Origin of the sequence: Phormidium yuhuli AB48, from assembly GCF_023983615.1 — a bacterium.
Classification (GTDB): domain Bacteria; phylum Cyanobacteriota; class Cyanobacteriia; order Cyanobacteriales; family Geitlerinemataceae; genus Sodalinema; species Sodalinema yuhuli.
In genome coordinates, this window is record NZ_CP098611.1 from 1,730,562 (window position 1) to 1,755,198 (window position 24,637).

General features: G+C 51.6%; 16 protein-coding genes. 7 read left to right on the forward strand and 9 right to left on the reverse strand.

Features of this window, described 5'->3' with window-relative positions:
* Positions 1–146: 146 nt before the first annotated feature.
* The 7 genes from NEA10_RS07490 to NEA10_RS07520 all read right to left on the reverse strand — a co-directional run bounded on the left by NEA10_RS07490 (position 147) and on the right by NEA10_RS07520 (position 10,169).
* Positions 147–929 (reverse strand): hypothetical protein, encoded by a 783-nt coding sequence (locus NEA10_RS07490; RefSeq protein ID WP_252664703.1) that lies wholly within the window; start codon positions 927–929, stop codon positions 147–149.
* A 29-nt stretch (positions 930–958) separates the two neighbouring features.
* Entirely contained in the window at positions 959–1,879 is a 921-nt protein-coding gene (truB, locus tag NEA10_RS07495) for a tRNA pseudouridine(55) synthase TruB (protein ID WP_252664704.1), read from the reverse strand.
* Between the two features lie 147 nt (positions 1,880–2,026).
* Positions 2,027–3,835: an aspartate kinase gene (locus NEA10_RS07500; RefSeq protein ID WP_252664705.1), complete on the reverse strand. Its 1,809-nt coding sequence runs from the start codon at positions 3,833–3,835 to the stop codon at positions 2,027–2,029.
* 129 nt (positions 3,836–3,964) lie between these two features.
* On the reverse strand, positions 3,965–5,020 hold the full coding sequence (locus NEA10_RS07505) for a hypothetical protein (protein ID WP_252664706.1): 1,056 nt from the start codon (positions 5,018–5,020) through the stop codon (positions 3,965–3,967).
* A gap of 133 nt (positions 5,021–5,153) precedes the next feature.
* Positions 5,154–5,840 (reverse strand): Crp/Fnr family transcriptional regulator, encoded by a 687-nt coding sequence (locus NEA10_RS07510; protein WP_252665313.1) that lies wholly within the window; start codon positions 5,838–5,840, stop codon positions 5,154–5,156.
* Between the two features lie 238 nt (positions 5,841–6,078).
* A complete protein-coding gene (locus tag NEA10_RS07515) occupies positions 6,079–8,841 on the reverse strand; it encodes a Calx-beta domain-containing protein (protein ID WP_252664707.1) in 2,763 nt (920 codons plus the stop codon).
* A 140-nt stretch (positions 8,842–8,981) separates the two neighbouring features.
* A complete protein-coding gene (locus NEA10_RS07520) occupies positions 8,982–10,169 on the reverse strand; it encodes a pyridoxal phosphate-dependent aminotransferase (RefSeq protein ID WP_252664708.1) in 1,188 nt (395 codons plus the stop codon).
* Between the two features lie 98 nt (positions 10,170–10,267).
* Here NEA10_RS07520 and NEA10_RS07525 point away from each other — a divergent pair, with 98 nt between their 5' ends.
* The 7 genes from NEA10_RS07525 to NEA10_RS07555 all read left to right on the forward strand — a co-directional run bounded on the left by NEA10_RS07525 (position 10,268) and on the right by NEA10_RS07555 (position 20,576).
* Positions 10,268–13,867, forward strand: a complete 3,600-nt coding sequence (locus NEA10_RS07525) for a response regulator (protein WP_252664709.1) — start codon at positions 10,268–10,270, stop codon at positions 13,865–13,867.
* 835 nt (positions 13,868–14,702) lie between these two features.
* Positions 14,703–16,370: a serine/threonine-protein kinase gene (locus tag NEA10_RS07530; protein WP_252664710.1), complete on the forward strand. Its 1,668-nt coding sequence runs from the start codon at positions 14,703–14,705 to the stop codon at positions 16,368–16,370.
* A 93-nt stretch (positions 16,371–16,463) separates the two neighbouring features.
* A complete protein-coding gene (locus tag NEA10_RS07535) occupies positions 16,464–17,258 on the forward strand; it encodes an SAM hydrolase/SAM-dependent halogenase family protein (RefSeq protein ID WP_252664711.1) in 795 nt (264 codons plus the stop codon).
* Positions 17,258–17,878 (forward strand): dephospho-CoA kinase, encoded by a 621-nt coding sequence (coaE, locus tag NEA10_RS07540; RefSeq protein ID WP_374111858.1) that lies wholly within the window; start codon positions 17,258–17,260, stop codon positions 17,876–17,878. Before NEA10_RS07535 ends, coaE begins: the two co-directional genes overlap by 1 nt.
* 5 nt (positions 17,879–17,883) lie before the next feature.
* A complete protein-coding gene (locus NEA10_RS07545) occupies positions 17,884–18,432 on the forward strand; it encodes a tetratricopeptide repeat protein (RefSeq protein WP_252664713.1) in 549 nt (182 codons plus the stop codon).
* Positions 18,433–18,477: 45 nt separating this feature from the next.
* Entirely contained in the window at positions 18,478–19,194 is a 717-nt protein-coding gene (locus tag NEA10_RS07550) for an ABC transporter ATP-binding protein (protein WP_252664714.1), read from the forward strand.
* Positions 19,195–19,265: 71 nt separating this feature from the next.
* The gene (locus NEA10_RS07555) at positions 19,266–20,576 is read left to right on the forward strand and encodes a tetratricopeptide repeat-containing sulfotransferase family protein (RefSeq protein WP_252664715.1); all 1,311 of its coding nucleotides are present in this window, start codon (positions 19,266–19,268) and stop codon (positions 20,574–20,576) included.
* A gap of 76 nt (positions 20,577–20,652) precedes the next feature.
* Here NEA10_RS07555 and NEA10_RS07560 read toward each other — a convergent pair whose 3' ends face one another.
* Both NEA10_RS07560 and NEA10_RS07565 read right to left on the reverse strand, forming a co-directional pair.
* Positions 20,653–23,076: a glycosyltransferase 61 family protein gene (locus NEA10_RS07560; protein WP_252664716.1), complete on the reverse strand. Its 2,424-nt coding sequence runs from the start codon at positions 23,074–23,076 to the stop codon at positions 20,653–20,655.
* Positions 23,057–24,382 carry a calcium-binding protein gene (locus NEA10_RS07565; RefSeq protein WP_252664717.1) on the reverse strand — a complete coding sequence of 442 codons (1,326 nt, stop codon included), beginning with the start codon at positions 24,380–24,382 and terminating at the stop codon, positions 23,057–23,059. Before NEA10_RS07565 ends, NEA10_RS07560 begins: the two co-directional genes overlap by 20 nt.
* Positions 24,383–24,637: the final 255 nt, after the last annotated feature.

Genomic DNA, 24,637 nt, shown 5'->3' on the forward strand with positions numbered 1-24,637 from the left:
GGGAATAGGGAATAGGGAACAGGGAACAGGGAACAGGGAATAGGGAACAGGGAACAGGGAACAGGGAACAGGGAACAGGGAACAGGGGGAAGAAGGCAATAGGCAACAGAAAAGACGTAGGGGCGCACCCTTGTGGTAGGCCGGGCTTAAGCCTCCTTGAAAAAGCGGATTAACTCGCGGGCGCGATCGAGAAACTCCGCATCCGCATTGAGTTTGGCGATCGCCCCCTGGGCCTCCCGAGCCAGACGTTCATGCTCAGAGGTATTTTGAGCTTCTAAACTGCGGTGAGAACTCATCAAACGAGTCAGATCTTGACGTAAGCCCTCAAGTTGTCGGTGTTGAGCCGCCATCAGAGAATTCGGTTGTTCAGGATCAACTTGAGCTGAGAGCGTTTGTACAGTCTGCTCCAGGGTGCAAACGCGATCGCGCAAACTGAATACATCCTCACGAGGGTATCTTACAGCTTCATCAATCGTTTGCAGACGGCTGGCCAGATATTGATAAAAAGAAATAGCCGGTCGTAACCCCGTCAACAACAACGCGGCCACTGAACCAATATAGCCGATACGGCTCACTCCTGCGATCGCTAGTCCATAGAGAGCTAACCCCGATAAGCCATGGAGGGCGATCGCCAGGGTACGCGATCGCCGCACAATCAAGCTCACATAACGCACCTGCTCCCCATCCACTGTAATTCCTTTCTCCTGAGACTCCCTGGCCTCCGCCACCACCTGTTTCGCCTTAAAATGGACATTCCAGGGAATCGTTGTAATCACCATCAACCACCAAAAACTGACAGCCCCCACGAGCCAGTCCATAAAATTGCCAGCGGGGATACCAATTAACTGGAAGACCGTAAACGTGATTAGGGTCACCAGAACCCAAAAAACCGTTAAGCTACCAAAGGTCGTTACATCTTGAGTTTTCATACTAGCCAGTGTTAGCCGAGTCGCCAACCTTAGGGATGGAAAAAGACCAACTTTGGGGCAAACTTTGGCGTTGTATCCATCTTTGATTTCGTAACTTTCCAGGTTCCAATTCCTAAAAATTGGCCATCCTCTCGAAACACCGCCAAGGCATCCGCGTCCAAAGCCGACTGTTCCGGTTCTAACTCAAACCGTTGTCCCAGACACCATCGCTGTGCCAGATGCTGCGGTAGCCTAACGTGAGGTAAATGGGCGATCGCCACCTCAGGGGAATATAATAGCCCCGCCACCTCCTCCTGACGTTCCACCCGCGCGATTAAGTCTTCTAAACCAATACCATCCGCCAAATAGAACCCACTACTCTCGGTGCGTTCCAGCTGAGCTAACGTCGCCCCAGTCCCAAGAACTGCCCCCAAATCACGGGCGATCGCCCGAATATAGGTTCCCCCACCACAGCGAATCCCCAGGCGAACCTCGGGGAACTCTCCCGGCTGCCAACCCAACACCTCAATTCCCATCACCTCCACCTCTCGCGACGGAACCTCAACCATCACCCCAGCTCGTGCTAAATCATATAGTCGTTTTCCGCCCACATGAATGGCACTATATTGAGGCGGAATTTGTTCAATTCGACCTAAAAATTGGGGGAGCACCGCTTCAATCTGAGCTAGAGATAATTGGGGAACTGCCTGTTGAGTAATGACCTCTCCGTCCAAGTCATCCGTGGTGGTCGACAGGCCAAAACGTACCGTGGCTTCGTAGGCCTTACCATCTGGGAGATATTGCAACAGGCGCGTGGCTCGTCCAACAGCTAGAGGTAACACGCCGCTGGCTTTGGGATCAAGAGTTCCTCCATGACCCACTTTTTTTGTTTTCAGGAGCCCCCGAACCTTAGCAACACAATCATGAGATGTCCAGCCGAGGGGTTTGTTGAGATTTAAAAAACCAAGCATGGGGAAGAAGGCAAGAGGGTCACCACAGAGGCACAGAGGACATAGAGGACATAGAGGAAGAAGAGGGGGAAGAGGCAAGAGGCAAAAGCGGAAGTTACCCCTAATTGCTTCTGGGAGATGGGGGGGTCACCCTCATTTTGCTAGGACTTAGGCTGTTTGGGGGGTTCCTAACTCGAAAGCCTTGTGAATCGCTTTGAGGGCTTTGATGCCATCGGCTTCGGGGATGACGCAACTGATTTTGATTTCTGAGGTGGCAATGGTTTCGATGTTGATGCCATTTTGGGCCAGGGAGGCGAACATTTTGGCGGCAACTCCCGGCTGGCCAATCATACCAGACCCCACAATGCTCACTTTGGCGATCGCCGGATCGACGGCTAGAGAGCCACAGTCTAACGTCGCTAAGAGCGGCTTTAAAAGGGCTTCTGCGGCAGCTACATCGGTTTGGGCGATGGTAAAGGCAATATCTCGTCGGGGACAGTCTCCGACAATATGACAGCGTTGGGACTGGATAATCATATCCACACTGATATTTTTATCTGCCAGATGTTGGAAAATTTTAGCGGCTCGTCCCGCTTGATCGGGAACTTGTAGAATAGCTAAACGGGCCTGGTTTTGGTCTAGGGCAACCCCGCGCACGATGGGGTTGAGTTCGCGAGACTTGCCATCGGTGCCGATTGATTGCTCGTCCCGAACCGTGGAGGGATGGACATCAAACGCCTTGCACAGAGAAGCGATCGCCCGATCGCCATCTTCCGCCGCCACCACACAACTGACTTTTACCTCACTGGTGGAAATCATTTGAATATTCACCCCGGCCGCTCCTAACGCCGAGAACATCTCAGCCGCCACCCCCGGCCGCCCAATCATCCCAGCACCCACAATGCTGACCTTGGCGATTTGTGGGTCAATTAAGACATCCGTATCCAGATTTGAATTCGACCCCGTTAGGGCTGGAATCACCGCCTGGGAGACCGACTCAGCCCGGGTTAACATCTCCTTCGTCACCGTGAAGGCAATATCATTGGTGTTGCCTTCATGAATCGACTGGACAATCAAATCCACATCCACCTGTTGGCGGCCAATTTCACCAAAGAGGGTCGCCGCAATTCCTGGGCGATCGGGCACTCGTAATAGAGCTACCTTAGCCTGGTCTGCATCAAATTCCACCGCATCAACTGGATGAACCAATTCCAACCCCTTCAATTGCCGGGGTTGTCGAGGCGGGGCAATCACACGGGTTCCAGGGTCGTCCGTCCAACTGGAGCGAACCACCAGAGTAACGCCATAATTGCGGGCAATTTCCACCGCTCGGGGATGGAGTACCTTTGCCCCCAAACTGGCTAACTCCAGCATCTCATCACAGGTGATTTCCGGCATCAGCTGCGCCTCAGGAACCAAACGGGGGTCTGTGGTCAGGATACCGGGGACATCCGTATAGATTTCACAGCGATCGGCATTTAGAGCCGCCGCCAGAGCCACCGCTGAGGTATCGGAGCCGCCACGTCCCAGGGTGGTAATTTCTAAATCATCCCCTTGAGCGATGCCCTGAAATCCGGCAACCACGACCACCTTGCCATCTTCAAGATGTCGTTGTAGGCGATTGGTTTGAATCTGAAGAATCCGGGCCCGACTATGTTCAGCTTCCGTGACAATTCCCACCTGGGCCCCAGTCATGGAGATAGCCGGTTGTCCCAATTCCTGAAGGGCCAAACTCAACAGAGCGATGGACACCTGTTCCCCTGTTGACAGCAACATATCCATCTCACGACGGCAGGGATTGGAGGAGATGTCCGTCGCTAACTGCACCAGGCTATCAGTGGTCTTGCCCATGGCCGAAACCACCACGACCACAGGTTGCCCGGTTTTGGCCGTCTTGGCAACCCGTTGAGCCACCGCTTGCAAACGCTCCACCGAGCCAACAGATGTGCCGCCATATTTTTGTACGATCGCTGCCATACGCTCCCCCCAGATGTCAATTGAGCCGGCCGGTTATTGTCCCATATTTCCCCCGTAGATTGATGGTCATCCCCATAAATTCACAAAAATTAGAGTCGGGACGCCAAGGTCAATCTGAACTTGGGGGTCTTACCACGGTAGTTGAGAATCTCCTTGATGTTGTTGTTGCTGTCGTTGATGGGCCCGTTGTCGTAGAATTTCCGCTTGAGTTTGCCAGGTGGGCCGGGGGGGCGGTTCTGGCTTGGGGGTTAGGGGGCCTTTGCGTAGGGTGTGGTTGGGGGTGGGTGGGGCAGGCCGTTGGGCGATCGCCTTAGCAACTTGGCCGCTGTCCTTGGTTGAGCGAGCTGGAGTGGTGAGGGAATAGCTATCGGGCTGGCGTAAGTCGTTGATGAGGTGAATCATGCGGGGAAACAAACGGCGAACCATGTCCCGTTGTCGTCGTCGCAGAGGGGTAACGCCGTTCGTGAGTTCTTGGAGATAGGCTTGCAACTGACGGATGTTAGCCTGAACCTGTTGAATATCTTGGTTTTCTAGGGGGGCTAGGCGTCCTTTAATCACTGCTAGTTCTCGATGCAGCAGGGCGATCGCATGTTCCGCCCGTTTGTATTCTGTAGCTTGTTGGGGGCTGCTTAGGTTCTCATACCAACCCTGTAATTGCTGAATTTGCCCCATCAGTTGTTGTTCCCGTTGCCGTTGTTCCTGAACATAGGCCTGCATCTGCTGTAAGTCCTCTTGCAGGCTTGTCATTTGCTGCTGTAGGGCGTTAATTTGGGGAACGTTATTCTGGTTACGAAGCTCTCGGTTAACATGTTCTAGCTGATTGCTCATCCTCTGCTGATGCTGTTCGAGATGTAAGACCCGTTGCAAGACTGGATCTAATTCCACAGGCTCAGGTAAAACCTGTAACGTCTCATAGAGTTGAGTGACCGCCTCTTGGTACTGCTGCTGCATTCGCCGGTGAAAGCGTTGGCGATTTACAACTCCGAATGACATCGAGACGGTAATGGGAACCACAGCATGAAATAGCTGTTGCGTCACCAGGGCCATGCCGATACCGACCCCAGAGGCCGCTAGGGACGCAATTTCCAGCACTTCTAAAATCGGTTTACGGCCCCGGCCAGGGGAGTCTCGCTGGGCCGGTGTGGAGACTTCCGCAGGACTCGTAGAAGGATGAGCGTTTGACATAGTTGAAGATGTGAGTAGGGATGGCAGCAGACAACAGAGCCAAACTTGTGCGATCGCATGGGGCCCCGCCGAAGTTAACCGCTAGTTTAGCGGATCCCTTCCACTGCGACCAGCACCCTCTCCTCTAGCCAGCTTAGCCCATATGGCCAGCCAGATGAGCGAGTTGCTTGAGATTGAGAAGATACAGACTCTCATCCGCTTCATCAATCTCAATCCAATGTTTACTCACTAACTTCCCCAGCAGCTTTTGGGAGTCTTCTGGGCTAATATCCGAGACATTGGCTAAATCCTTGGGGTCCAGATTATAAATTCGGGTTCCGCGATCGGTCACTTCACCATAGTTTTCCCCCAAGGAGACCAGGGTTTTGGCTAACTTAATGGCGGGGGGGCGGTTGCGCAATTGAAAGCGGACATTGGTTTGACGCAGTCGACGGACCATCAGTTGCAGCATTCGGTGATGAAGTTGCACATCTTTAAACAGGGTTTGGATAAAGCGTTGGGCTGAGACGCTCAGGAGAGTGACTTGGCTAATGGCGATCGCATCACTAGAACGAGGGGACTCATCTAAAATTGCCATCTCACCAAAAAAGTCACCCCGTCCTAAAATCGCCAGCGTCACTGCATCCTCTCCCGAGAGGCGGCGCACTTTCACCCAACCCGAGACCAGAAAATATACTGCATTTCCCCAAGCATCCTCCATTAACACCGCTCGATTGGGAGGATATTCATGTTCATCGGCTACGGATAAGAGCCAATCAACGGTTTCTGGATTGGCTGCATTAAACAGAGGAAATAGCTCGCTAAAGGCTTCGCTTTGCATGAAAGTTGGGGAGAAAATCGCCAGTCTAAGGAACGTCGCCGCTGGAACTGCCATCAGGTTGAAGACCAACCCTAACACAGCCGGAACAGACGCCCAGAAAAACATTGAGGACGACGGATGACAGCCGAATTGCTGCAAAACCCGCGTCCTCTTGAATTTTAGCATTCAGACCTAGAGTTACGATGCCTTTGGGAAAGATAGACCCGAGAGGGCCCGTCAGGGCGATCGCACCGGGCATCTAGCCCACGACAATATCATCAATGAGAATCTTATTGGCAGCACTACCAATAGCCACAGAGCGGGCCACCCCAGCAAAGGGCAGGGTTACCGTCTCAAAGACATCATAGACCCGGGGAAATTCCCCCCGGGGCGTTTCCGCCAAACTCAGCTGCGCTAACACCTCACCACTGCCGTCGGGACCTGAGAATACCGTCACCTGATGCTCTTGGAAGGGGGAGGCATAGGCAAAGGACACCTGACCCGCAAAGCCCTCTTGAACGCTAAACCAGAGGCGATCGCCCTGGTTATAAGATACCGCCGTTTGGCCACTTGGGGCTGTTTCAAAATTGCCCCCAAGCCCATCTCGTACACCCATCTCACGCAACCCGCGCGCACTGAACAGGGCCAAGGCATTGTCAGAAAATCGCACCCCCTGAGCCCCATAGAAATCGGCGACGGGGTTGAGATGTCCCACCCCCTCAAAGGAAAACAGAGCCGGCACATTACTTGGGGCAATCGTCAGGGTGGCTGAGCCCTGCGCCCCTAAACTAGCTCCATTAGTCGGATTGACCAGGACTAACCCCAGGGTTTCTGGGGGTTCGATGAGACTATCATCCACAATCGGCAAACGCACCACCTGCTCCGTTTGTCCATCGGCAAAGGTTACGGGAATGGGGGTATCATCAAAATCTCCCGGGGCCACAGCGGTCTGACTAAAGGGAATCACCGTCACACCCACCTCTCCCTGACTGCCATTCAGTCGCTGTAAGGAAATCTCAGCAAACTCATTGCCATCCTCCTCTACAAAATAGTTAGCTGAGGCAAAAATAATTTCTCCCGGTGACCCCAGTTCTGGAGGAGGTGGGGGTAGGGGGGCTGGGATATCCGGCGGCAGCGGCTCCAGGGGAAACACCTCTAAAATCGCCGTTCGGGGTCGAATTAACTCCGTTCCCTCGCTGGGATTACTCAAACTTAAATTCACCGTTCCTGGAGCCTCCAGGTCAGCCTGTTGCACGCCGCTGATGGTGATGGTCTTCTGCTGTTCTCCCGGCTCAAAGCTCACCGGAATCAAGCGCTCATCAAAGCTGTCAGGCAGGGCTAAAGTCCCCTCACTCACGGCAATGGTTGCCCGTGAGGCTTGCTCAAGATTGCCAGCCCGGACTAGCACCACCTCTATCATTGGCGTGCCATCCTCCGACCCCTGAAAGATGGACTCAGCAAAGGAGAGGAAGGCCGGGTCCGTGGGGGCAGGTAGCAAATTAAAAAAGCTTTCGCGATCGCTCCCCAAACGTAAACCCGCACTCGGGTCTATCAAACTAAACCGTAGCCGTTCTCGGTTGGCGGCCTCAGCGGCCAGAGGCAGGCGAACCGTTGTTGTGGCTCTGTTGGCGTCAAATTCAGCCCGCAAGGACTGCAACGACTCACTGCCATCATCCAGGCCATCACTCAGTTGCAGGGTGACCGCCGCCCTATTTGTCACATCGCCACTGCGAACCAGGGTGACCTCAAAGGCTTCAATGGGGGCGTCATCATTGGCCCTTAGGGGTCGAATCCGTTGCAAATTCACAATCATGGGGTCTGGCTCAACGGGTTCCGGTTGGAACAGCTCCAACACCGCCTGAGCCTGAGGTCCTAAACTAGCCCCTCCCAGGGGGGTTTCCAGTTGTAAGGTCACCTCTGAAGCCCGACCCCCCAGAGACTCATCCAGGACAATTTGTACAGTTCTCTCCCGTTCCGTGGGGCCAAAGAGGACCCAAACTCGCTCTGACTCGCTGTTTCCCCCATTTTCAAGGCGAGAGGTCACCGCCACAGCAATGGTACTGCCACTAGAGCGATTCCGTTCCAGGGTCACCTCCTTGAGTAGATCCCCTGCCTCATTCTGTTGCAACCGCTCCTGAGTGAATTGCACCTCATCCAAGCGGACAACGGTTTCCTCGCTGATTTGCGCTGCCAACTGGGGATCATCAGACAGTAGCCGTGCCAGCACTTCACCCGTCTCTCGCACCCGAATCTCTACCGTTGACCGATTCCCAGCCCCTGGGTGAATCTCTAAGTCCTCAAACTGCAATGACCCCATCAGTCCCAGACGGTCTTGGCTAGGGTCAAAATCTTCAATAATCACCTCCCGTTCTGGGGCATCTTCCCCTGGCTCTAGAGTTTCCTCCAGGGCAGCCTTAATCAGGCGATCGCGCTCATCGATTAGATTCGGTTGTTCCGCTTCAAAGGCAGCGGGATTATTAAAGAGTTGGTTAAGGTCATTAAGGGGGAAACGTTGAGGCTCAAAATCCGCAAATTGGGGGACCAGTGAGGTTAAATTGAGCTGCAATTGCCGCTGGGGCTGGAGTAGGAAGATATTACTCCCCCCACCTCCCCGCAAGCGGTTACGCCCTCCATCGCCCCCTAGAATATCCTCCCCAGAGCCGCCCACCAGACTATCATTGCCCGCGCCTCCTCGCAGAATATCATCACCGGAACCCCCACTAATGATATTGTCCCCAGCTCCCCCAAGGATGACATCGTTACCCCCTAGCCCCAGTAGGGTATCATCCCCCTCAAAGCCGAAGATAAAATCATCCTCTTCACTGCCAATTACAACCCGAGAGGGGATTCCGGTGAGGGGATCTTCGGGGTTGGCAGGGGTCTGAGTTGAGAGTCCGATAGGCTCATCACCCATGGGGGTTTCCGGGGAATTCCCAGCCCTGGGGGGATTGGATTCAATGGGTTGAAGACGCAACAGGGAGTGGCGGGAGGGGTCAAAGGGGTTAAATAAGAACGAGGTCATAATCGTAAATCTGCGTAATCCATAACGGTGGACCTTGACCCAGGGCTAGTACACCGGGACTGGGGCTAACGCAAGGGGTCATCGAGACGAGGTTTAGAGCAAACTCGGTTCACCCCAACACTATCTCGCCCCCTTGCTGATTAACCGTTGATCCCCTGCACAAAGGTTTCTAGGCGATCGAGTCCCTTCTCCACCGAGGCCAGGTCTGTCGCATATGACAGACGAAAACAGTCATCGGTTCCAAAGGCGATCCCCGGTATGGCCGCAACATGGTGCTCTTCCAAAAGACGCTCACAAAATTCGTAGGAGGGAAGGCCTAACTTGCTAATGTTGACGTACATATAAAACGCACCCTTGGGCTTGACGACGCTGGTTCCCGGCAGTTGGCTAAGGCGATCGTACATATACTGGCGACGTTTGTCGAAGGCTTGGCGCATCTGTTCGATGCAATCGCGGGACTTGGGGTCCCTCAGAGCAGAGATTGCCCCAAATTGGGCAAAGGTACAGACATTAGAGGTGCTATGACTTTGCAGGGTACTGGTGGCTTTAATCAGGGGCAGGGGCGCGGCTAGATAGCCCAAGCGCCAACCCGTCATAGAATAAGCCTTGGCAAACCCACTACAGGTAATTGTGCGATCGCCCAGTTCCGGTGAAACTGACCCAATGCTCAGGTGTTCCGCATCGTCATACAAGAGTTTTTCATAGATCTCATCAGAGAGCACCCATAGGTTATGGTCTAAGACCACCTGCGCCAGGGCACGAATTTCTGCGGGACTATAGACCATTCCCGTCGGGTTTGAGGGAGAATTAAGAACAAACAGTTTCGTGCGCTCCGTAATCGCCCCTTTAAGCTGTTCCGGGGTGATTTTGTAGTTACTCTCAGCACTGGTAGGAAGAATCACGGGGACTCCCTCCGCCAGTTTGACCATCTCGGGATAACTAACCCAGTAAGGAGCGGGAATAATCACCTCATCGCCCGGGTTGATCAAGGCGGTGATGGCATTGTAGATCGCCTGTTTGCCACCATTGGTCACTTGAATCTGTTGTGGGCTAACATCCAATTGGTTGTCTGTTTGTAGCTTCTGGGCAATAGCCTCTCGTAGCTGAAGTTCACCAGCTGCGGGACCATAACGAGTTTTACCCTCATCCAAGGCCCGTTTCGCCGCCTCGACAATATGCTGAGGTGTCGGGAAATCCGGTTCGCCGGCACTAAAGCTACAGACATCAATGCCCTCAGCTTGCATGGCCTTGCCCTTAGCTGCGATCACTAGGGTCATCGAGGCGGGGACTTGAGCAACTCGTTGAGAAAGGGTCTGGGAAATGTTCATTGTGGATTTTTTGTTAAAGCCGTGTCGTTATCAGGCAACTGGATTAGGGGAATTTTACCCCTATCTCTTAAAGCTCGGATATTCTTAGCAACTTACTCATGTCAGACGACGGTGACATCTACCGTCGCGGTATTCTTGAATCTATGGTCCTCCAACGCCTCTTACAGGATTTGTCTAACCGATTACCCCTACGCACCGTTCTCATTGTGCCCTTTGCCTTGCAAATCTTTGCAGCGGTTGGACTGACTGGATATCTTGCCTTCCGCAATGGACAGCGAGCCGTGGATGAACTCGCTCAGCAGTTACAGGGGGAAATTAGCCATCGCATTGAAGAACGGCTTGATAGCTATCTCTCCCAGGCCCATTTAATCAATCAGATGAATATCCAGGCGGTTCAGCTCAATAGCCTTGACCTGGACAATCTGGAGCAGCTCGATCGCCATTTTGCCCAACAGATTCGCCTGTTCGAGGCCATCAGCTATATTTATTTTGCCAATCCCCAGGGAGAGTTTAGTGGCGCGGAGCAAGTCCCCGGCGAGCGACCCCGCATCGGACGAGCCGGCCGTGGGGCTCCCGATGATGATACCTTTTATACCTATGCCACCGATGACACCGGACAGGCCACGGAGCAACTGTCAGCAATTCCCGGTTATGATGCCCTGACTCGGCCCTGGTATGTGGGGGCCGTCCGGGGGCGATCGCCGGGTTGGGGAGAGGTCTACGTCTGGGCAGCACCTTACAAAAATCTAGCCCTGCCAGCAGCACAACCGGTTTACGATGACCAGGGAAGGTTACTCGGGGTCTTCGCTGTGGACTTGTCCCTGCTCGATATTAGTACGTTCTTAGGCCGTTTAGAGGTGGGGCAAACGGGAGAAACCTTTATCGTCGATCACCAGGGACAACTCATTGCAACCTCCACCTCAGAACCTCCATTTTCCCAAAATGACGAGAATCCCGATCGCCTCTACGCCAGTGAAAGCCAAAGTCCACTGATTCGCGAGACCGCTAGTTACCTCTTAAGCCGCTTGGGAGGCTTTTCCCGCCTAGAGACCCCTCAACGTCATCGCTTCGACCTTGACGGTGAGAGAAAATTGGTGCAAATACAACCGTTTGAGGATGATTTAGGGCTCAATTGGTCAATTGTGGTGGTCATTCCTGAACGGGACTTTATGGAGCGCATCCATGTCAATACACGGAACACCATCTTCTTATGCGCCTTGGCATTAGTCATCTCCACCGCGATCGGAGTGCTGACGGCCCGTTGGGTTGTCTTACCCTTACGACAACTGAAAGAGTCAGCTCAAGCCCTTGCAGATGGACAATGGGAGCATGAATTGCCCCTCAAACGTCAGGACGAGATTGGTGACTTAGCCCGGTCATTTCAGCGCATGGCGGGTCAGCTTAAGCAGTATTTTGGCGACTTACAAGGAAAAAATGAGCAGATGCAACGGCTCGACCAACTCAAAGATGAGTTTTTAGCCAACACCTCTCATGAACTACGCACCCCCCTCAATGGAACCATTGGCATTGCTGAATCCCTACTCGATGAAGTGGCTGGCCCCCTCAACTCTCAACAACGCTATAACCTTAACTTGATTGTCCAAAGTTGTTACCGCCTCAATACCCTGGTCAATGACATTCTCGATTTTTCCAAACTTCGACATAAGCAAATCACCTTAAAACCGAGACCTGTGGGAATCCGGGAAGCCGTTGATGCCGTCTTGAATCTCTGTCAAAGTCTGGTGTCTCGCAAGAATGTGCAACTGATTAATGCTATTTCTCCTCAGCTTCCCCTCGCGTATGCCGATGAAAATCGCTTGCAACAAATTCTTTATAATTTAGTGGGTAATGGCATCAAGTTTACCGAAGAAGGCTTCGTGGGCATATCAGCGGTTTATTCCTGCGAGCGAGAACCCCAACTATCCTCAGAGCTTGACTTAAGTTTGACATCTTCCCCAGAGTCTGATCTCAACGTCAAGGATGAGGCAGCAGATATATCTCAGGGATATTTACTGATCACAGTTTCAGATACCGGAATTGGGATTCCCCTGGAAAAACATGAGTCCATTTTTGCCTCATTTGAACAGGGGGATGGGTCTACGGCTCGTGAATATGGTGGAACTGGGTTAGGATTAGCCGTCACGAAACAGTTGGTTGAGTTACATGGTGGAACCGTGACCCTACAGTCGATTGTTGGTAAGGGCTCCCAGTTTACCTTTAGTTTACCCGTGGCCACCCAGGCCCAGCATGAAACGGAGGATGCTGCCCCAGCGACCAATAAAACCTCTCCTGTGGTAGAGGATATCTCTTGGGAGGAGGATTGGCGTGAAGGGCAACGTCAAGAAGATCCCGTTGTCACACCAATTGTCCAGGTTTCCCCGAAAAATAGTCCTCAGGAAGCCTTAAATCTTTCATCTGAGACCAAACGGCCCCGGTCTGGGGAGACGCAACCCGTTCTCAGTGATGAAGACGCCCAGAAGCTGTTTAATATTCTGATTGTAGATGATGAAGAAATTAACTTACAGGTCTTGGTCAATCATCTGTCTTTGGAAAATTACAATGTGACCCAAGCGATAAATGGGGTGGACGCATTAGAAATGATTGAGGAGGGCTTTAGGCCTGATTTGGTACTCCTGGATGTGATGATGCCTAAAATGACCGGCTATGAAGTCACTCGCAAAATTCGGCAAATCTATCCCGCTCATGAGTTGCCTATCTTATTGTTAACAGCAAAAGACCGTCCAGAGGATATTGTTGCTGGCTTACAGCAAGGTGCTAATGATTACTTAACAAAACCGGTCAATAAGCGAGAGCTTTTAGCCCGAATGAGAACTCATCTAGATTTATCAAATTTAAGCCTAGCTTACGCGAAGTTTGTCCCTAAAGAATTTTTACAATTCCTGGATAAATCTAGCATTATTGATGTGGAATTAGGAGATACGGTTGAACGAGAAATGTCAATCTTGTTCTCAGATATTCGTGATTTCACGAAATTGAGTGAAGGCATGAAGCCTGAAGATAATTTTAGGTTTATTAACGGCTACTTGTCCCGAATGGAACCGGCAATTTTAGATAATAGCGGCTTTATTGATAAGTATATTGGTGATGCAATTATGGCTTTATTTGGGGGAAGTGCTGATGATGCCGTAAAAGCAGCAATTACTATGCTGAAAAACTTAGATGAGTATAACCAAACTCGGCAGCGACCGGAACGCAGACCTATTAGAGTTGGGATTGGCATTAATACAGGAAAACTAATGTTGGGAACCGTCGGCGGTGAACGACATATGAATAGTACGGCGATTAGTGATGCTGTTAATCTGGCCTCACGGATAGAAGGACTCACGAAAGTTTATGGGGTATCCCTATTGATTTCTGAAGATACCTTTATCAACTTAAACAATAGCTCTGATTACCAGATTCGTCTGATTGATCGGGTATTAGTCAAAGGCAAAACTCAACCGATATCTGTGTTTGAAGTCTTTGATGCAGATAATGAACCGGGGCGGACTGGAAAAGCGGCAACGCGCACTCAATTTGAACTGGGGTTAGCCTATCTACAGGGTCATAACATTCAGGAAGCTGAAGATTTATTTATAGATTGCTTGACCCAAAATCCAACCGATCAGGCAGCAAAAATTTATCTGGAACGCTGCCGGAAAGCAAAATCCCCCTCTGACAGTTGGGATCAATGTTGACATCCTTGGCTGCTTCGTGATTAAGACGGTGCGGGGTCGTAGGGGCCTGACACCTGTTGCGTTTTGGCTAGCTTATGGACAATAGCTGGGATGGATAGGATAGAAGCCCGGTAGGGGAAACCCCTTGTGGTTGCTGTGTTTCGGCAAAGATTGTTCTACGTGAACCGTCGCTTGCTCTAGGCGATCGTGATACCATCGACATGGTCTTGCTGTTTGCAGAGAAATGTCCTGGCGCCATCTTGTTCCTTGAGCGCCAATCTTCCGGGTGTTAAGCCTAACGGCCCTAATGGGGGTCTTCTGGCGCTGTTACAGGTAGAATTGTCTTAAGTCTCAGAGGAAACCCCTCATCATTTCACCTTTATGAATCGCTTGACCTTGTTTCTGGCTGTTTCCCCCCGATTGCGACCATTATTCTAGATCAGTTCCATCAGGGCGGGGGAGCGATCGCCCCCGAAGCGCCCGCAGCGTTCAGGATTGAGATCAGTCAACCCCAGGTTAAGGTGGCCGTCGAGCACCTGGACTGACAACGGTTAGCCCCTTGAGGCGGCTCCCCTAGAGAAAGGCGAAACCTTAGAAATGTCCCTATCTGAGTCAGTGTTAGCTGACATCTCCGGGATGGCGATCGCCGAAGAGGGGATGCTTTCGTTACCCTAGGATAGGGTCTTCCGTTGGCTAGGTCTCGCGGCCATCCGTAAAACTACCCGGTTTTCCAATTCATGTCCTGGCACGGCAGGCGAGATGTCACAATGGAAATAGGAGTTTGATTAGACATCAGGGAAAGTTTCGTTTCTCCGTTTCCCCTACCGTTCCTCATTGCGAATCCTAGCAACTGTCCATGAGTTATTGCGTTAATCCGGCCTGTCCGAGTCCTGAAAACCACGACTCTGCTGAGCAATGTGTCAGTTGTGGCTCTCCACTACTACTCCACGGACGTTACAGAGCGATCAAAGTCTTAGGACAAGGAGGGTTTGGTGCCACCTTTGCCGCTCGTAATGTGTCCCTACCGGGTGCGCCCGTTTGTGCCATTAAACAATTGCGGGTCGCCTCCAATAGCTCCAATGTCATTGATCGCGCCCGCAAACTCTTTGAGCGGGAGGCGGCGACTCTGGGAAAAATTGGCAACCATCCCCAGGTTCCCTCACTCCTGGACTATTTTGAAAGTGGCGGTCAGTTTTATCTGGTTCAGGAATATGTCAAGGGCCTGACCTTAAAGCAAGAAGTCAAACGCTATGGCGTCTTTGATGAGTTTAAAGTTCGGGCGGTATTGGATGAAACCCTGGAACTGCTGAAGTATTTCCAAAGTCAATCGGTCATTCACCGGGATATTAAACCGGCGAATCTGATCCGCCGCAGTATTGATAGCCGTTTAGTCTTCATCGATTTTGGAGCCGTGAAGGACGAAGTTAGCCATACGGCCATGTTAATTGATGATGACCAAGCCCCGAATACCTCCTTTGCTATTGGAACCCCAGGATTTGCCCCCCCAGAACAAATGGCGATGCACCCGGTGTTCTCAAGTGATATTTATGCCTTAGGAGCGACCTGTCTCTATTTACTATCTGGGAAGTCTCCCCGTCGCTTAGGATATGACCCTTTAAGTGGAGCCATTACCTGGCACGATCATATCCAGGTGGGCGCCAATCTGACTTACGTCTTGGATAAGATGTTACAGCCGTTGCTCTCACAACGATATCAGTCACCGGAACAGGTCTTGGCTGATTTACATTACCAACCCTCAGAGTCAGAGTTCCTCGACACTTCCGTTCCCCTACAACCTCAACGGCCCCAAGAGCAAACCTACCTCGAAGCGGAGGAGGAGATGACCCAATGGGGGGCCCAAGCTCCTGAACCCCAAACCGAGTTAGGTTTATCCCAGACGGAGTTGAGTCATTCAGATGACTCCTGGCGAACCCATTTATCCGATAGTGAGCCTCTCGATGCAACGGGGTTAGCGGATACTCGCTTGCATCGGCGATCGCCACGTCGCCTACGCAGTTCCTTCTCCCAAAACTCCCGAGAGCGGACTCAACTCAATTCTACTCAGCTTGGTGGCACAAGCCCGGCCCGAGGTCGTCTTACTGTCGCGATTCTCAAACGAGACTATTTCAAAGGACGGCGAGATTTTGCCAATTGTAATTTGAGTGGGGCCGATTTACATGAGTTAACCCTAGAAGGGGTAAATTTTAATGAAAGTAAGCTTGTCAAAACCAACCTACGAGGCGCAAATTTACATAAAGCGGATTTAAGTCAGACGGGAATGAATCACGCCAATCTGCGAGATGCGGATCTCAGTGATGCCTTTATGAGTTATTCAAATTTAGGTGGGGCCGATTTGCGAGGTGCGGATTTGACAAATGCTTACTTAAGCTATGCCAACTTAACCGGTGCAAATCTCTGTGGGGCCAATCTCACCAACGCCAAGGTGACTCAGGAACAGTTAACCAGCGCCAAAACCAATTGGCGGACCATCCTCCCGGATGGGAAACGGGGGTTGTTCTCCTAAACGCCCTGGGAGATTCGGCGGGGCAGGCAGGCTGGACTCGGACAATATCCCGCTAGGATGAGGGTAGAGAAATTATTGTATTGAGGAGCGTTTATGTTTTCCCGCCGACATTTAACCCTATTGACGGATTTTGGTGAACGGGATGGCTATGTGGGGATTCTCAAAGGGGCGATCGCCAAAATTGAACCCTCCTTAGCTGTCACAGATATCAGCCATGAGATTCCCCCTCAGGATATTTTAGCCGCACGGTTTTGCTTAGCGAATGCCTATCCCTTCTTTCCCAAAGAGACAGTTCATATTGCGGTCGTTGATCCAGGGGTGGGAACGTCACGGCGTGGGGTGGCGATTCAACTCGAAGATGGGTTTTTGATTGGTCCGGATAATGGCATTTTTGATGGGGTGCTGCGGCAGCATCAGGAGAAGATTCTGGCGGCGGTGGAGTTGACGGAGGTGAAGTATTGGCGCACCCCTGAACCCAGTCAGACGTTCCACGCACGAGATATTTTTGCGACGGTTGGCGCTCATGTGGCGACGGGGGTGCGGGTGGACCGTTTGGGGGTGGCCATCGATCCCAAGAGTCTCACTCGCTTGTCGTTACCTGACCCGCAATGGCACGGTCAGCAGGTTTCGGGGGTGATTCAATATTGCGATCGCTTTGGTAATTTGATCACCAATATCCCCTCCGATGACTTGGCGGGCAAGTCCTGGCACGTAGCGGCCGCCTCCCGTCAGATTCCCCAGGGGGACAGTTATATGAGTGCCAAGGAGAATGATGTGGTGGCCATTGCTTCTCGTCATGGCTGGTTGGAGTTAGGGGCCTATCAACGCAGTGCTCAGGAGCTGTTGGGGTTAACGGTGGGTGATTCCCTGACGGTGGTTCTCTCGTGATGGCACCCGTGACCCCAGTTATTGGTTTAACGGGGGGAATCGCCAGCGGCAAAAGTACGATCGCCACCTATCTTGAGCGAGAATACCATTGGCCCCTCCTCGATGCGGATAGTTTAGCCCGAGAGGCGGTTCGTCCCGGGATAGGGGTTTTAACGCGCATTGTGGAGCGTTACGGTGAGGGGATGTTGCATCGCGATGGCTCTCTGAATCGGGCCGCTTTGGGGGAGCGGATTTTTGCGGGCACCTCTGAGGCGCAACAGGAACGACAGTGGTTAGAACAGCAGATTCATCCTTGGATTCGTGAGCAGTTTAGGGAGGCGATCGCCCAGGCCCCGTCCTGGCCGCCGCTACTGTTAGTGGTTCCACTGCTGTTTGAAGCCCAGATGACCGATTTAGTGACGGAAATTTGGGTGGTCTACTGTACCCCAGAACAACAAAGGGCACGATTGCGGCAGCGTGACGGTTATGATGAAGCTCAGGTGCGATCGCGCCTTGAGGCTCAGATGCCCCTGGCAGAAAAATGTCAGCAGGCTACCCTAGTCTTAGATAATAGCGGGCCGTCGGCCCGCTGGCAGCAGCAAATTAAACAGTGGTTGCAACAGGTTGAGCGAGTTGAGTAGTGACGATGACAGTTAAACCTTGGACGGGTTTTATCAGTTCGTTAATGTTGGCCGCCGGGGGTCTGATTCTGGATTTGCCCCCCTCCGTCGCGGCGACGTCTGTTGAGATATCCTCGGAGATTAAACTCAGTCGCCGACGTCGAGCCTCGGAGTTAATCTCGGAAGCGGAGCGCAAGGTGATGCGGGGAGAGGTCATTGAAGCCGTCAGTCTTTATAATGAAGCTGAGGCGTCAAGTGTCTATTTTGAAGTGGGGGCTCAGTCTTGGAATCTCCTTTGTTGGTACGGCAGTTTATGGAACCAAGCTGAGGCGGTTCTCAAAGCCTGTAATCGGGCTGTAGAGATGGAACCGGATAATGTGGAGATTCGTGATAGTCGCGGCTTAGCGCGGGCATTACTGGGGGATTATGAGGGGGCGATCGATGATTTCCGGGCCTTCGTCCGTGAGACGGATCATGACGGTCGTCGCTTCCAACGGCAAAACTGGATTGAGATGTTACAAGCGGATGAGAACCCCTTTACTCCCTCGGTGTTGCGGATGTTGTTTGTGGATTAGTTGCCCCCTGAGACCCCTGAATCGTCACCGGTTCGGAATTGCGTCATGACTACAGATGTTGAGAGTCCTCTTTTGCCCCTATCTCCGTCGAGCGATCGCCCTTTAGTTCGCTTTGAGGATATCTATAAAATCTATGGTTCGGGCAATACGGAAGTTCGCGCTCTCGATGGGGTGAGCTTTTGTATTTATCCTGGGGAATACTGTGCCATTATGGGGCCGTCGGGGTCGGGGAAATCGACGGCGATGAATGTGATTGGCTGTTTAGATCGCCCCAGTCGCGGTCAGTATTATCTCGATGGGGTCAATGTGGCGGGATTTGATGAACGCCATCTGGCCCAAGTTCGCAATCGCAAGTTAGGATTTGTCTTTCAACAATTTCATCTCTTACCCCAGATTAGCGCCCTGGAGAATGTCATGTTACCCATGATTTATGCCGGGGTGTCTCATGGAGAACGGGTGGAACGAGCGACTGAGGCTCTGCTGCGGGTGGGGTTAGGCGATCGCCTCCATAATAAACCCACTCAACTCTCCGGTGGACAACAGCAACGGGTGGCGATCGCCCGGGCCATTGTCAATCGTCCGGTTTTGTTATTGGCCGATGAACCGACGGGAGCCTTAGATACCCAGACAACCGATGAAGTCATGGGGATTTTTGCTCAACTGAATGAGTCAGGAATTACCATTGTTATGGTCACCCATGAACCGGAAGTAGCTGAACGAACCCAACGCATTATTTGGTTCCGCGATGGCAAGGTGCAATAGCGAGTTTACGGATTAACAGTAGGGGTCACTGTACGATGAGGAGAACCTTGCTTCTTTGTTTTCCGACTATCATGGACAACCCCGAGATTTTTCAACATCTTTCGGACTGTTATCGGCACCAGGGCCATCCTCAACAGGCGATCGCTTACTATCATCGCAGTTTACAGTATCACTCTAATCACGAGACGGATTCCGCCAGCCGACATCAGCAGTGGGGGGAGTGGTTTATGAGCCTCCAAGAATGGCATCAGGCGATTGAGGCTTATGAGCGTTCTTTGAGCCTTGAACCTGATAATTTTAACACCTTATATCAGCAAGCATCCTGTTTTTTTCAGGTGGGCGATTCCGCAGCGATGGTTGAACGTTACCTCAGAAGTATTTCCTTACATCCTGATTTTCCTTGGTATTATTATCCTCTATTTTGGCAGTCCTTAAAGCAAGAAAATAGAGTCCAGGAAGCGATTCATAAATTCAAAGTAACCCTGAGCCAATTTCCAAACTCTTTAAATGTTTATATCAACTTAGGGGATGCTCTCTCATTACAGAATCAAACCCAAGCTGCCATTAACTCGTATCAAAACGGGGTTAGGCTGATGTATTCTCAAACGGATACCAGTACCCTATCCCCCATCGCCACGATGGGACAATCCCCTGAGTCTGCCTCTAAACGAACCATCAATTTTATAATCCTCGGAGTTCAAAAAGCAGGAACCAGCTCTTTATACGCCTATTTAACTCAACATCCTAAAATTCTACCCCCATTGCGGAAGGAGCTTGAGTTTTGGTCTTGGAAATTTTACCAGGGACTTGATTGGTATTTTGCCCAATTTCCTCAACTTGAGTCAGGTGGTGATTACCAAACTGGCGAAGCCTGCCCAAATTATTTTGACTTTCCAGAGACTCCCGAACGTTTAGCCCGTTATTGTCCCACAACCAAATTTATCATTTTACTACGAAATCCAGTTGATCGAGCAATTTCTCATTATCACCATTGGCGAAAAATCCATCAAGAATCCTTACCCTTAGAAGACGCCTTGACGATAAACCTAAAAAATCTCAGCCCCAATTCACCCTATGCCGGTGTTCCCAAGAATTACTTAGAGCGAGGACTCTATGCAGACCATCTCAAACGTTGGTTTTCCCATATCCCGAGAGAGAGATTTTTGATTTTAAAGAGTGAACGCTTTTATGAAGACCCAGAAGCCACATTAGGACAAGTCCAGGATTTTCTGGGATTACCACGCCAGTCCTTAGCTCACTATCCCAAATATAACACCGGTGCCTATCCTCCCAGTGATGACAAAATCCGGGATATGTTGACGGAGTTTTACAAACCCTATAATCAAGACTTAAATGAGGTGTTAGGTGAGGTATTTTTTTAGGGCGATCGCAAACTTACAGCCCCGTGTCCTCTGTGACTCCGTGGTTCCCCTCCTCCCCTCTCCTCCCCCTCCTCGCCTATTGCCGAATTAACGCTTCCACCGCATCAACATCCACCCAAACATCTTCCGTCAGCACATCAGGATACAGAAGATGGCGAAAAACAGAACCGGGAAGAGCAGAGCCAACCAGATAATAATGATTCAGATGGAGATGTTGACAAATTGACCAATAGTAGTAACGAATATAATTCGGAGAAAACAACTCAATAACCCGGGTGTTGCGTTGACAAAAGACTAAGTTGGTCAATCCGGCACCATGAGGAGCAAGAATCACCTCAGCATTGGCAAATAATTGAGCTTGTTCAGTAACACTGTAATTCTCTAAGGCAATGACCTGAAAACCCTGTTGTTGCAGCCGTTGTATGAGCTGGGGTTCATTGACGACTCGACGATACTGAGCCGTTTGGCGACTAATATAGAGTCGTTTGGGCGAGGTGGGGGAGGATGAGGACTGACTGGGGAGAAAGTGCGATCGCAGAAATTCGATAGACTCGCTCGTGGGCCAACCGATGGGGCCAGGGAAACTGGGAACCACGAGGCGAGTCGCGTGTAGATAGGGATGACGATCGCTCTCCAGGATGCGATCGCCAGGAATCCCCAGCCGTTCCAAGGTTTGCCGCTGAAAGGGTTTGGCGACGCTGTTGACATAAAACCAGTCAATCTCGCCCTCGGGGAAACCGCTGCGACGCAAGATCTCCAGACGGGGCAATACATCCAGCATCCAGTGAAAATAGACATTGGCTGACAACCCTGTCAGAACCGCCACAGTTCCCTCAATGGTTTCCACTGGGGGAAGTTGAACTCGGTTAAAAATCCGATGTTGGCCCGGATTAAGGGCAGCATTGTGACATCCGGGGAGTTCGCCAGGATACTCTCGGGAGAGATCCCCCAAGAGCTGCTGATCCTCCGTCATGACGGCGATCGCCTCACAGACTTGCCACCAATGGGTTTGAGGCATCGTCCAAGTCCGTCCCTGAGCAATCTCAGCGGTGAAGTCATCCCTCGGCAAGGAGAGAGGCTTCGTCCCCGGCGGACAGTGATACTGATTCTCTCCCAGGGCCACCGGGGCAAATTGTTCGTGTAGGCGGCTAAGACAGGTTTGGCAGTTGACTCCTTGACAGGGTTTAAGCTGTTGGCCTGGGGGTTGGGGACGGTCCCTTAGAACATCCCCTTGAGGGCCATTCCCATCTTTGAATTGAACCACCTCATAACAGCGAACTCCCCGAGCTAATGCTGAGCGAGTTTGAGGGAACCAGCCCTGAGGATACCCTGACGGCCCCCCTTTCTGGCGGCTCTCTCGTCGTGTCGCCTGTTCTTGCTCAGCCACAAGACTGGCCCCTAACCCCTGTTTGGCCTGGGAATCCTCGGGCCGCAGTTGTAGACACAGTTCATAGTAGGTTTGGGCTTCCAAAACGGCCCCATACTCTAAACGGACAGCCCCCCAACTTCGGTAGAGATTGGCCAGGGCCTGCTGACAGGATGGCACATCGGCCCCCATCAGGAGCTGTTTGATAAATCCTTGCCGGGCCTGGACAGCTTGAGCGTATAAATCAGAGGGGGGTTTCTTATGCGGATGGGCCATCCAGCCTTGACTCAGGTAGTCTAGCCAGGTTTGAGCATCCTCAGGGAGTTGTGGGATGAACTCTAGCCAGTACCCAATCGCCTCAGCGGGCCGTTGCAGTTGTAGAGCCATATTGGCACAAGAGCCATAAAGATCTAACTGCTGGGGATTGAGAGTCTGGGCCTGTTTAAAGCAGATGAGAGCGGCGGCGGGTTGTTTGAGGCGATCGAAGAGTTTACCCAAGTCTTCATGGACTTGGGCCTGATGGGGATTGAGGTTAAGGCTTTGTAAATAGTGAGCTAGAGCCGCTTCTAGATGACCGCTGAGGCGATCGCAGCCGCCGAGAAGATGATAGAGATCAGCCCTGTCGGGGTGGTTCGTCAGAAGTTCCTGAAGCAGAACTCGGGCCTCTTGCGGACGATTCTGTTTCAGGAGTACCGTAGCCAAATTGCGTTTGGCTTGGGGGCGATGGGGTTGTCGGGCGATCGCCTCTCGATAATAAGACGCAGCCGTCTGGAGTTGTCCCCACCGTTCATAGAGGGTTCCCAGGTCATTGTAGGCCTTAACATCCTGGGGATTTTGCTCCAGGGCCAGACGATAGTGATGATAGGCGTTGGCATCTGCTCCCTGATGCAGATAGGCCCGGGCAAGGTTATAGCGAACCGCTTGCCATTGGGGACGTAGCTGGAGAGCCGCTTCATAATAGCGAACCGCCTGGCCATAGTCTTGGTGTTGGTCGTAGAGTTGCCCCAGATAGGCATAGGGTTCTGGCTGCTGGCGATTAGCATCAATGGCCCGCTGGTAGGCCCGCTTCGCCTCTGCAAACTCCGAGTCTGACAACGGTTGCGAGGGGGAGGGGTTACAATAACTCGAAGTCATTGATGGTCAAATCAGGTAAGTTTTCCAGGCGAGCAATAGTCACCTCATCCCCAACCGCATTCGTGGGGTTGTAGAACAATTGCCCCGTTGACTGTTCATAAATGAGTCGGGCATCACTAGAGCCATCCACGAAATCAGTCACGAGGAAGTCTGTGGCCCCTAAACTGTCACCCAAGGCGGTGTAAACATTGCGATCGAGGGCAATTTTGTCGCGGCCAGACATAAAGTCAGTAATGGTGTCATTGCCAATCTGATCTGGGGTAATAGATAGATTGCCATGACTACTGAAGAGGAAGGTGTCATTGCCAATTCCCCCGGTGAGGAGGTTGTTCCCGCGATCGCCCGAGAGCATATCATCCCCATCACCGCCGATGAGGGTATCATCCCCTTGACCGCCATAGAGGCTATTACTGCCCCCACCCGCCATGAGATAGTCATTCCCGGAATGGCCGGCAAGGATATCATTACCATCGCCACCAATAAGGGTATTGTTGCCCTCTCCACCGAGGAGGGTATTATTCCCTCCACCGGCAAAGAGATAGTCATCACCCATATCCCCAGAGAGAATATCATCACCATCGCCACCGATGAGGGTATCATCACCCCGTCCGCCATAGAGGCTATTACTGCCTCCACCTGCCATGAGATAGTCATTCCCCTGATTACCAAACATTAAGTCATCGCCCTCTCCGCCAATGACAGTATTATTACCCTCACCCCCCACTAAAGTATTATCCCCGCCCCCGGCAAAGAGGTAATCATCCCCCATATTTCCGAATAACAAATCATTCCCTTCACCGCCAATAACCGTATCATTCCCTTGCCCACCATACAGGGTATTGTTGCCGCCACCTCCGATGAGATAATCATTTCCCTGTCCCCCGAAGATTAAGTCATCCCCCTCTCCGCCAATAATCGTATCATCACCACTGTCACCCGAGAGAACATTATTCCCATTTCCACCGATGATATAGTCGTTCCCTTGACCGCCATAGAGGGTATCATCTCCTGATCCGCCGACAACAGTATCATTCCCTTGTCCACCAAAGATTAGGTTATTTCCCGCCCCCCCCACCAGGCTATCATCACCTCCAAAACCAGCAATGGTATCATTCCCTTCACCGCCATAGAGGGTATCAGCCATACCCGCATCAGCACCAAGAGCAGGGTCGGAGCCTAAGAGAAGATCATCGCCATCACTTCCATTGAGGCGATTACTTTCATCGGATTGACCGATAATATTCAATCCTCCGTTTTCGTTGGGTTCAGAGCTACTTGGAATTGTAGGATTTTCGACTAGAGACATACTAAGGCTTCACTCCTCTGGCTACATAAACTATTGGACGATTGCTGAATAAAGAATCGGAAATCGAGTCTCAACAAAGAACAGCATAAGATTCCAATCATGTTATTGGGAGGAAATCTTATAAAATACAAGATGATTTTGCTTGAAAAAAGTTTCCGTCTTTAAGCATAAATATCGGTAAAACATAGAATTAAGTGCGAAGGAGCCGTAGAACGGTGAGTCGTACATTACCGGTATCACCGCCCTTTAGGAGTC

What these genes read in the sequence shown, in the direction of transcription:
- NEA10_RS07490 (WP_252664703.1), bottom strand. Translation starts at nt 929, where the DNA reads ATGAAAACTCAAGATGTAACGACCTTTGGTAGCTTAACGGTTTTTTGG.
- truB (WP_252664704.1), bottom strand. Translation starts at nt 1,879, where the DNA reads ATGCTTGGTTTTTTAAATCTCAACAAACCCCTCGGCTGGACATCTCAT.
- NEA10_RS07500 (WP_252664705.1), bottom strand. Translation starts at nt 3,835, where the DNA reads ATGGCAGCGATCGTACAAAAATATGGCGGCACATCTGTTGGCTCGGTG.
- NEA10_RS07505 (WP_252664706.1), bottom strand. Translation starts at nt 5,020, where the DNA reads ATGTCAAACGCTCATCCTTCTACGAGTCCTGCGGAAGTCTCCACACCG.
- NEA10_RS07510 (WP_252665313.1), bottom strand. Translation starts at nt 5,840, where the DNA reads ATGCAAAGCGAAGCCTTTAGCGAGCTATTTCCTCTGTTTAATGCAGCC.
- NEA10_RS07515 (WP_252664707.1), bottom strand. Translation starts at nt 8,841, where the DNA reads ATGACCTCGTTCTTATTTAACCCCTTTGACCCCTCCCGCCACTCCCTG.
- NEA10_RS07520 (WP_252664708.1), bottom strand. Translation starts at nt 10,169, where the DNA reads ATGAACATTTCCCAGACCCTTTCTCAACGAGTTGCTCAAGTCCCCGCC.
- NEA10_RS07525 (WP_252664709.1), top strand. Translation starts at nt 10,268, where the DNA reads ATGTCAGACGACGGTGACATCTACCGTCGCGGTATTCTTGAATCTATG.
- NEA10_RS07530 (WP_252664710.1), top strand. Translation starts at nt 14,703, where the DNA reads ATGAGTTATTGCGTTAATCCGGCCTGTCCGAGTCCTGAAAACCACGAC.
- NEA10_RS07535 (WP_252664711.1), top strand. Translation starts at nt 16,464, where the DNA reads ATGTTTTCCCGCCGACATTTAACCCTATTGACGGATTTTGGTGAACGG.
- coaE (WP_374111858.1), top strand. Translation starts at nt 17,258, where the DNA reads ATGGCACCCGTGACCCCAGTTATTGGTTTAACGGGGGGAATCGCCAGC.
- NEA10_RS07545 (WP_252664713.1), top strand. Translation starts at nt 17,884, where the DNA reads ATGACAGTTAAACCTTGGACGGGTTTTATCAGTTCGTTAATGTTGGCC.
- NEA10_RS07550 (WP_252664714.1), top strand. Translation starts at nt 18,478, where the DNA reads ATGACTACAGATGTTGAGAGTCCTCTTTTGCCCCTATCTCCGTCGAGC.
- NEA10_RS07555 (WP_252664715.1), top strand. Translation starts at nt 19,266, where the DNA reads ATGGACAACCCCGAGATTTTTCAACATCTTTCGGACTGTTATCGGCAC.
- NEA10_RS07560 (WP_252664716.1), bottom strand. Translation starts at nt 23,076, where the DNA reads ATGACTTCGAGTTATTGTAACCCCTCCCCCTCGCAACCGTTGTCAGAC.
- NEA10_RS07565 (WP_252664717.1), bottom strand. Translation starts at nt 24,382, where the DNA reads ATGTCTCTAGTCGAAAATCCTACAATTCCAAGTAGCTCTGAACCCAAC.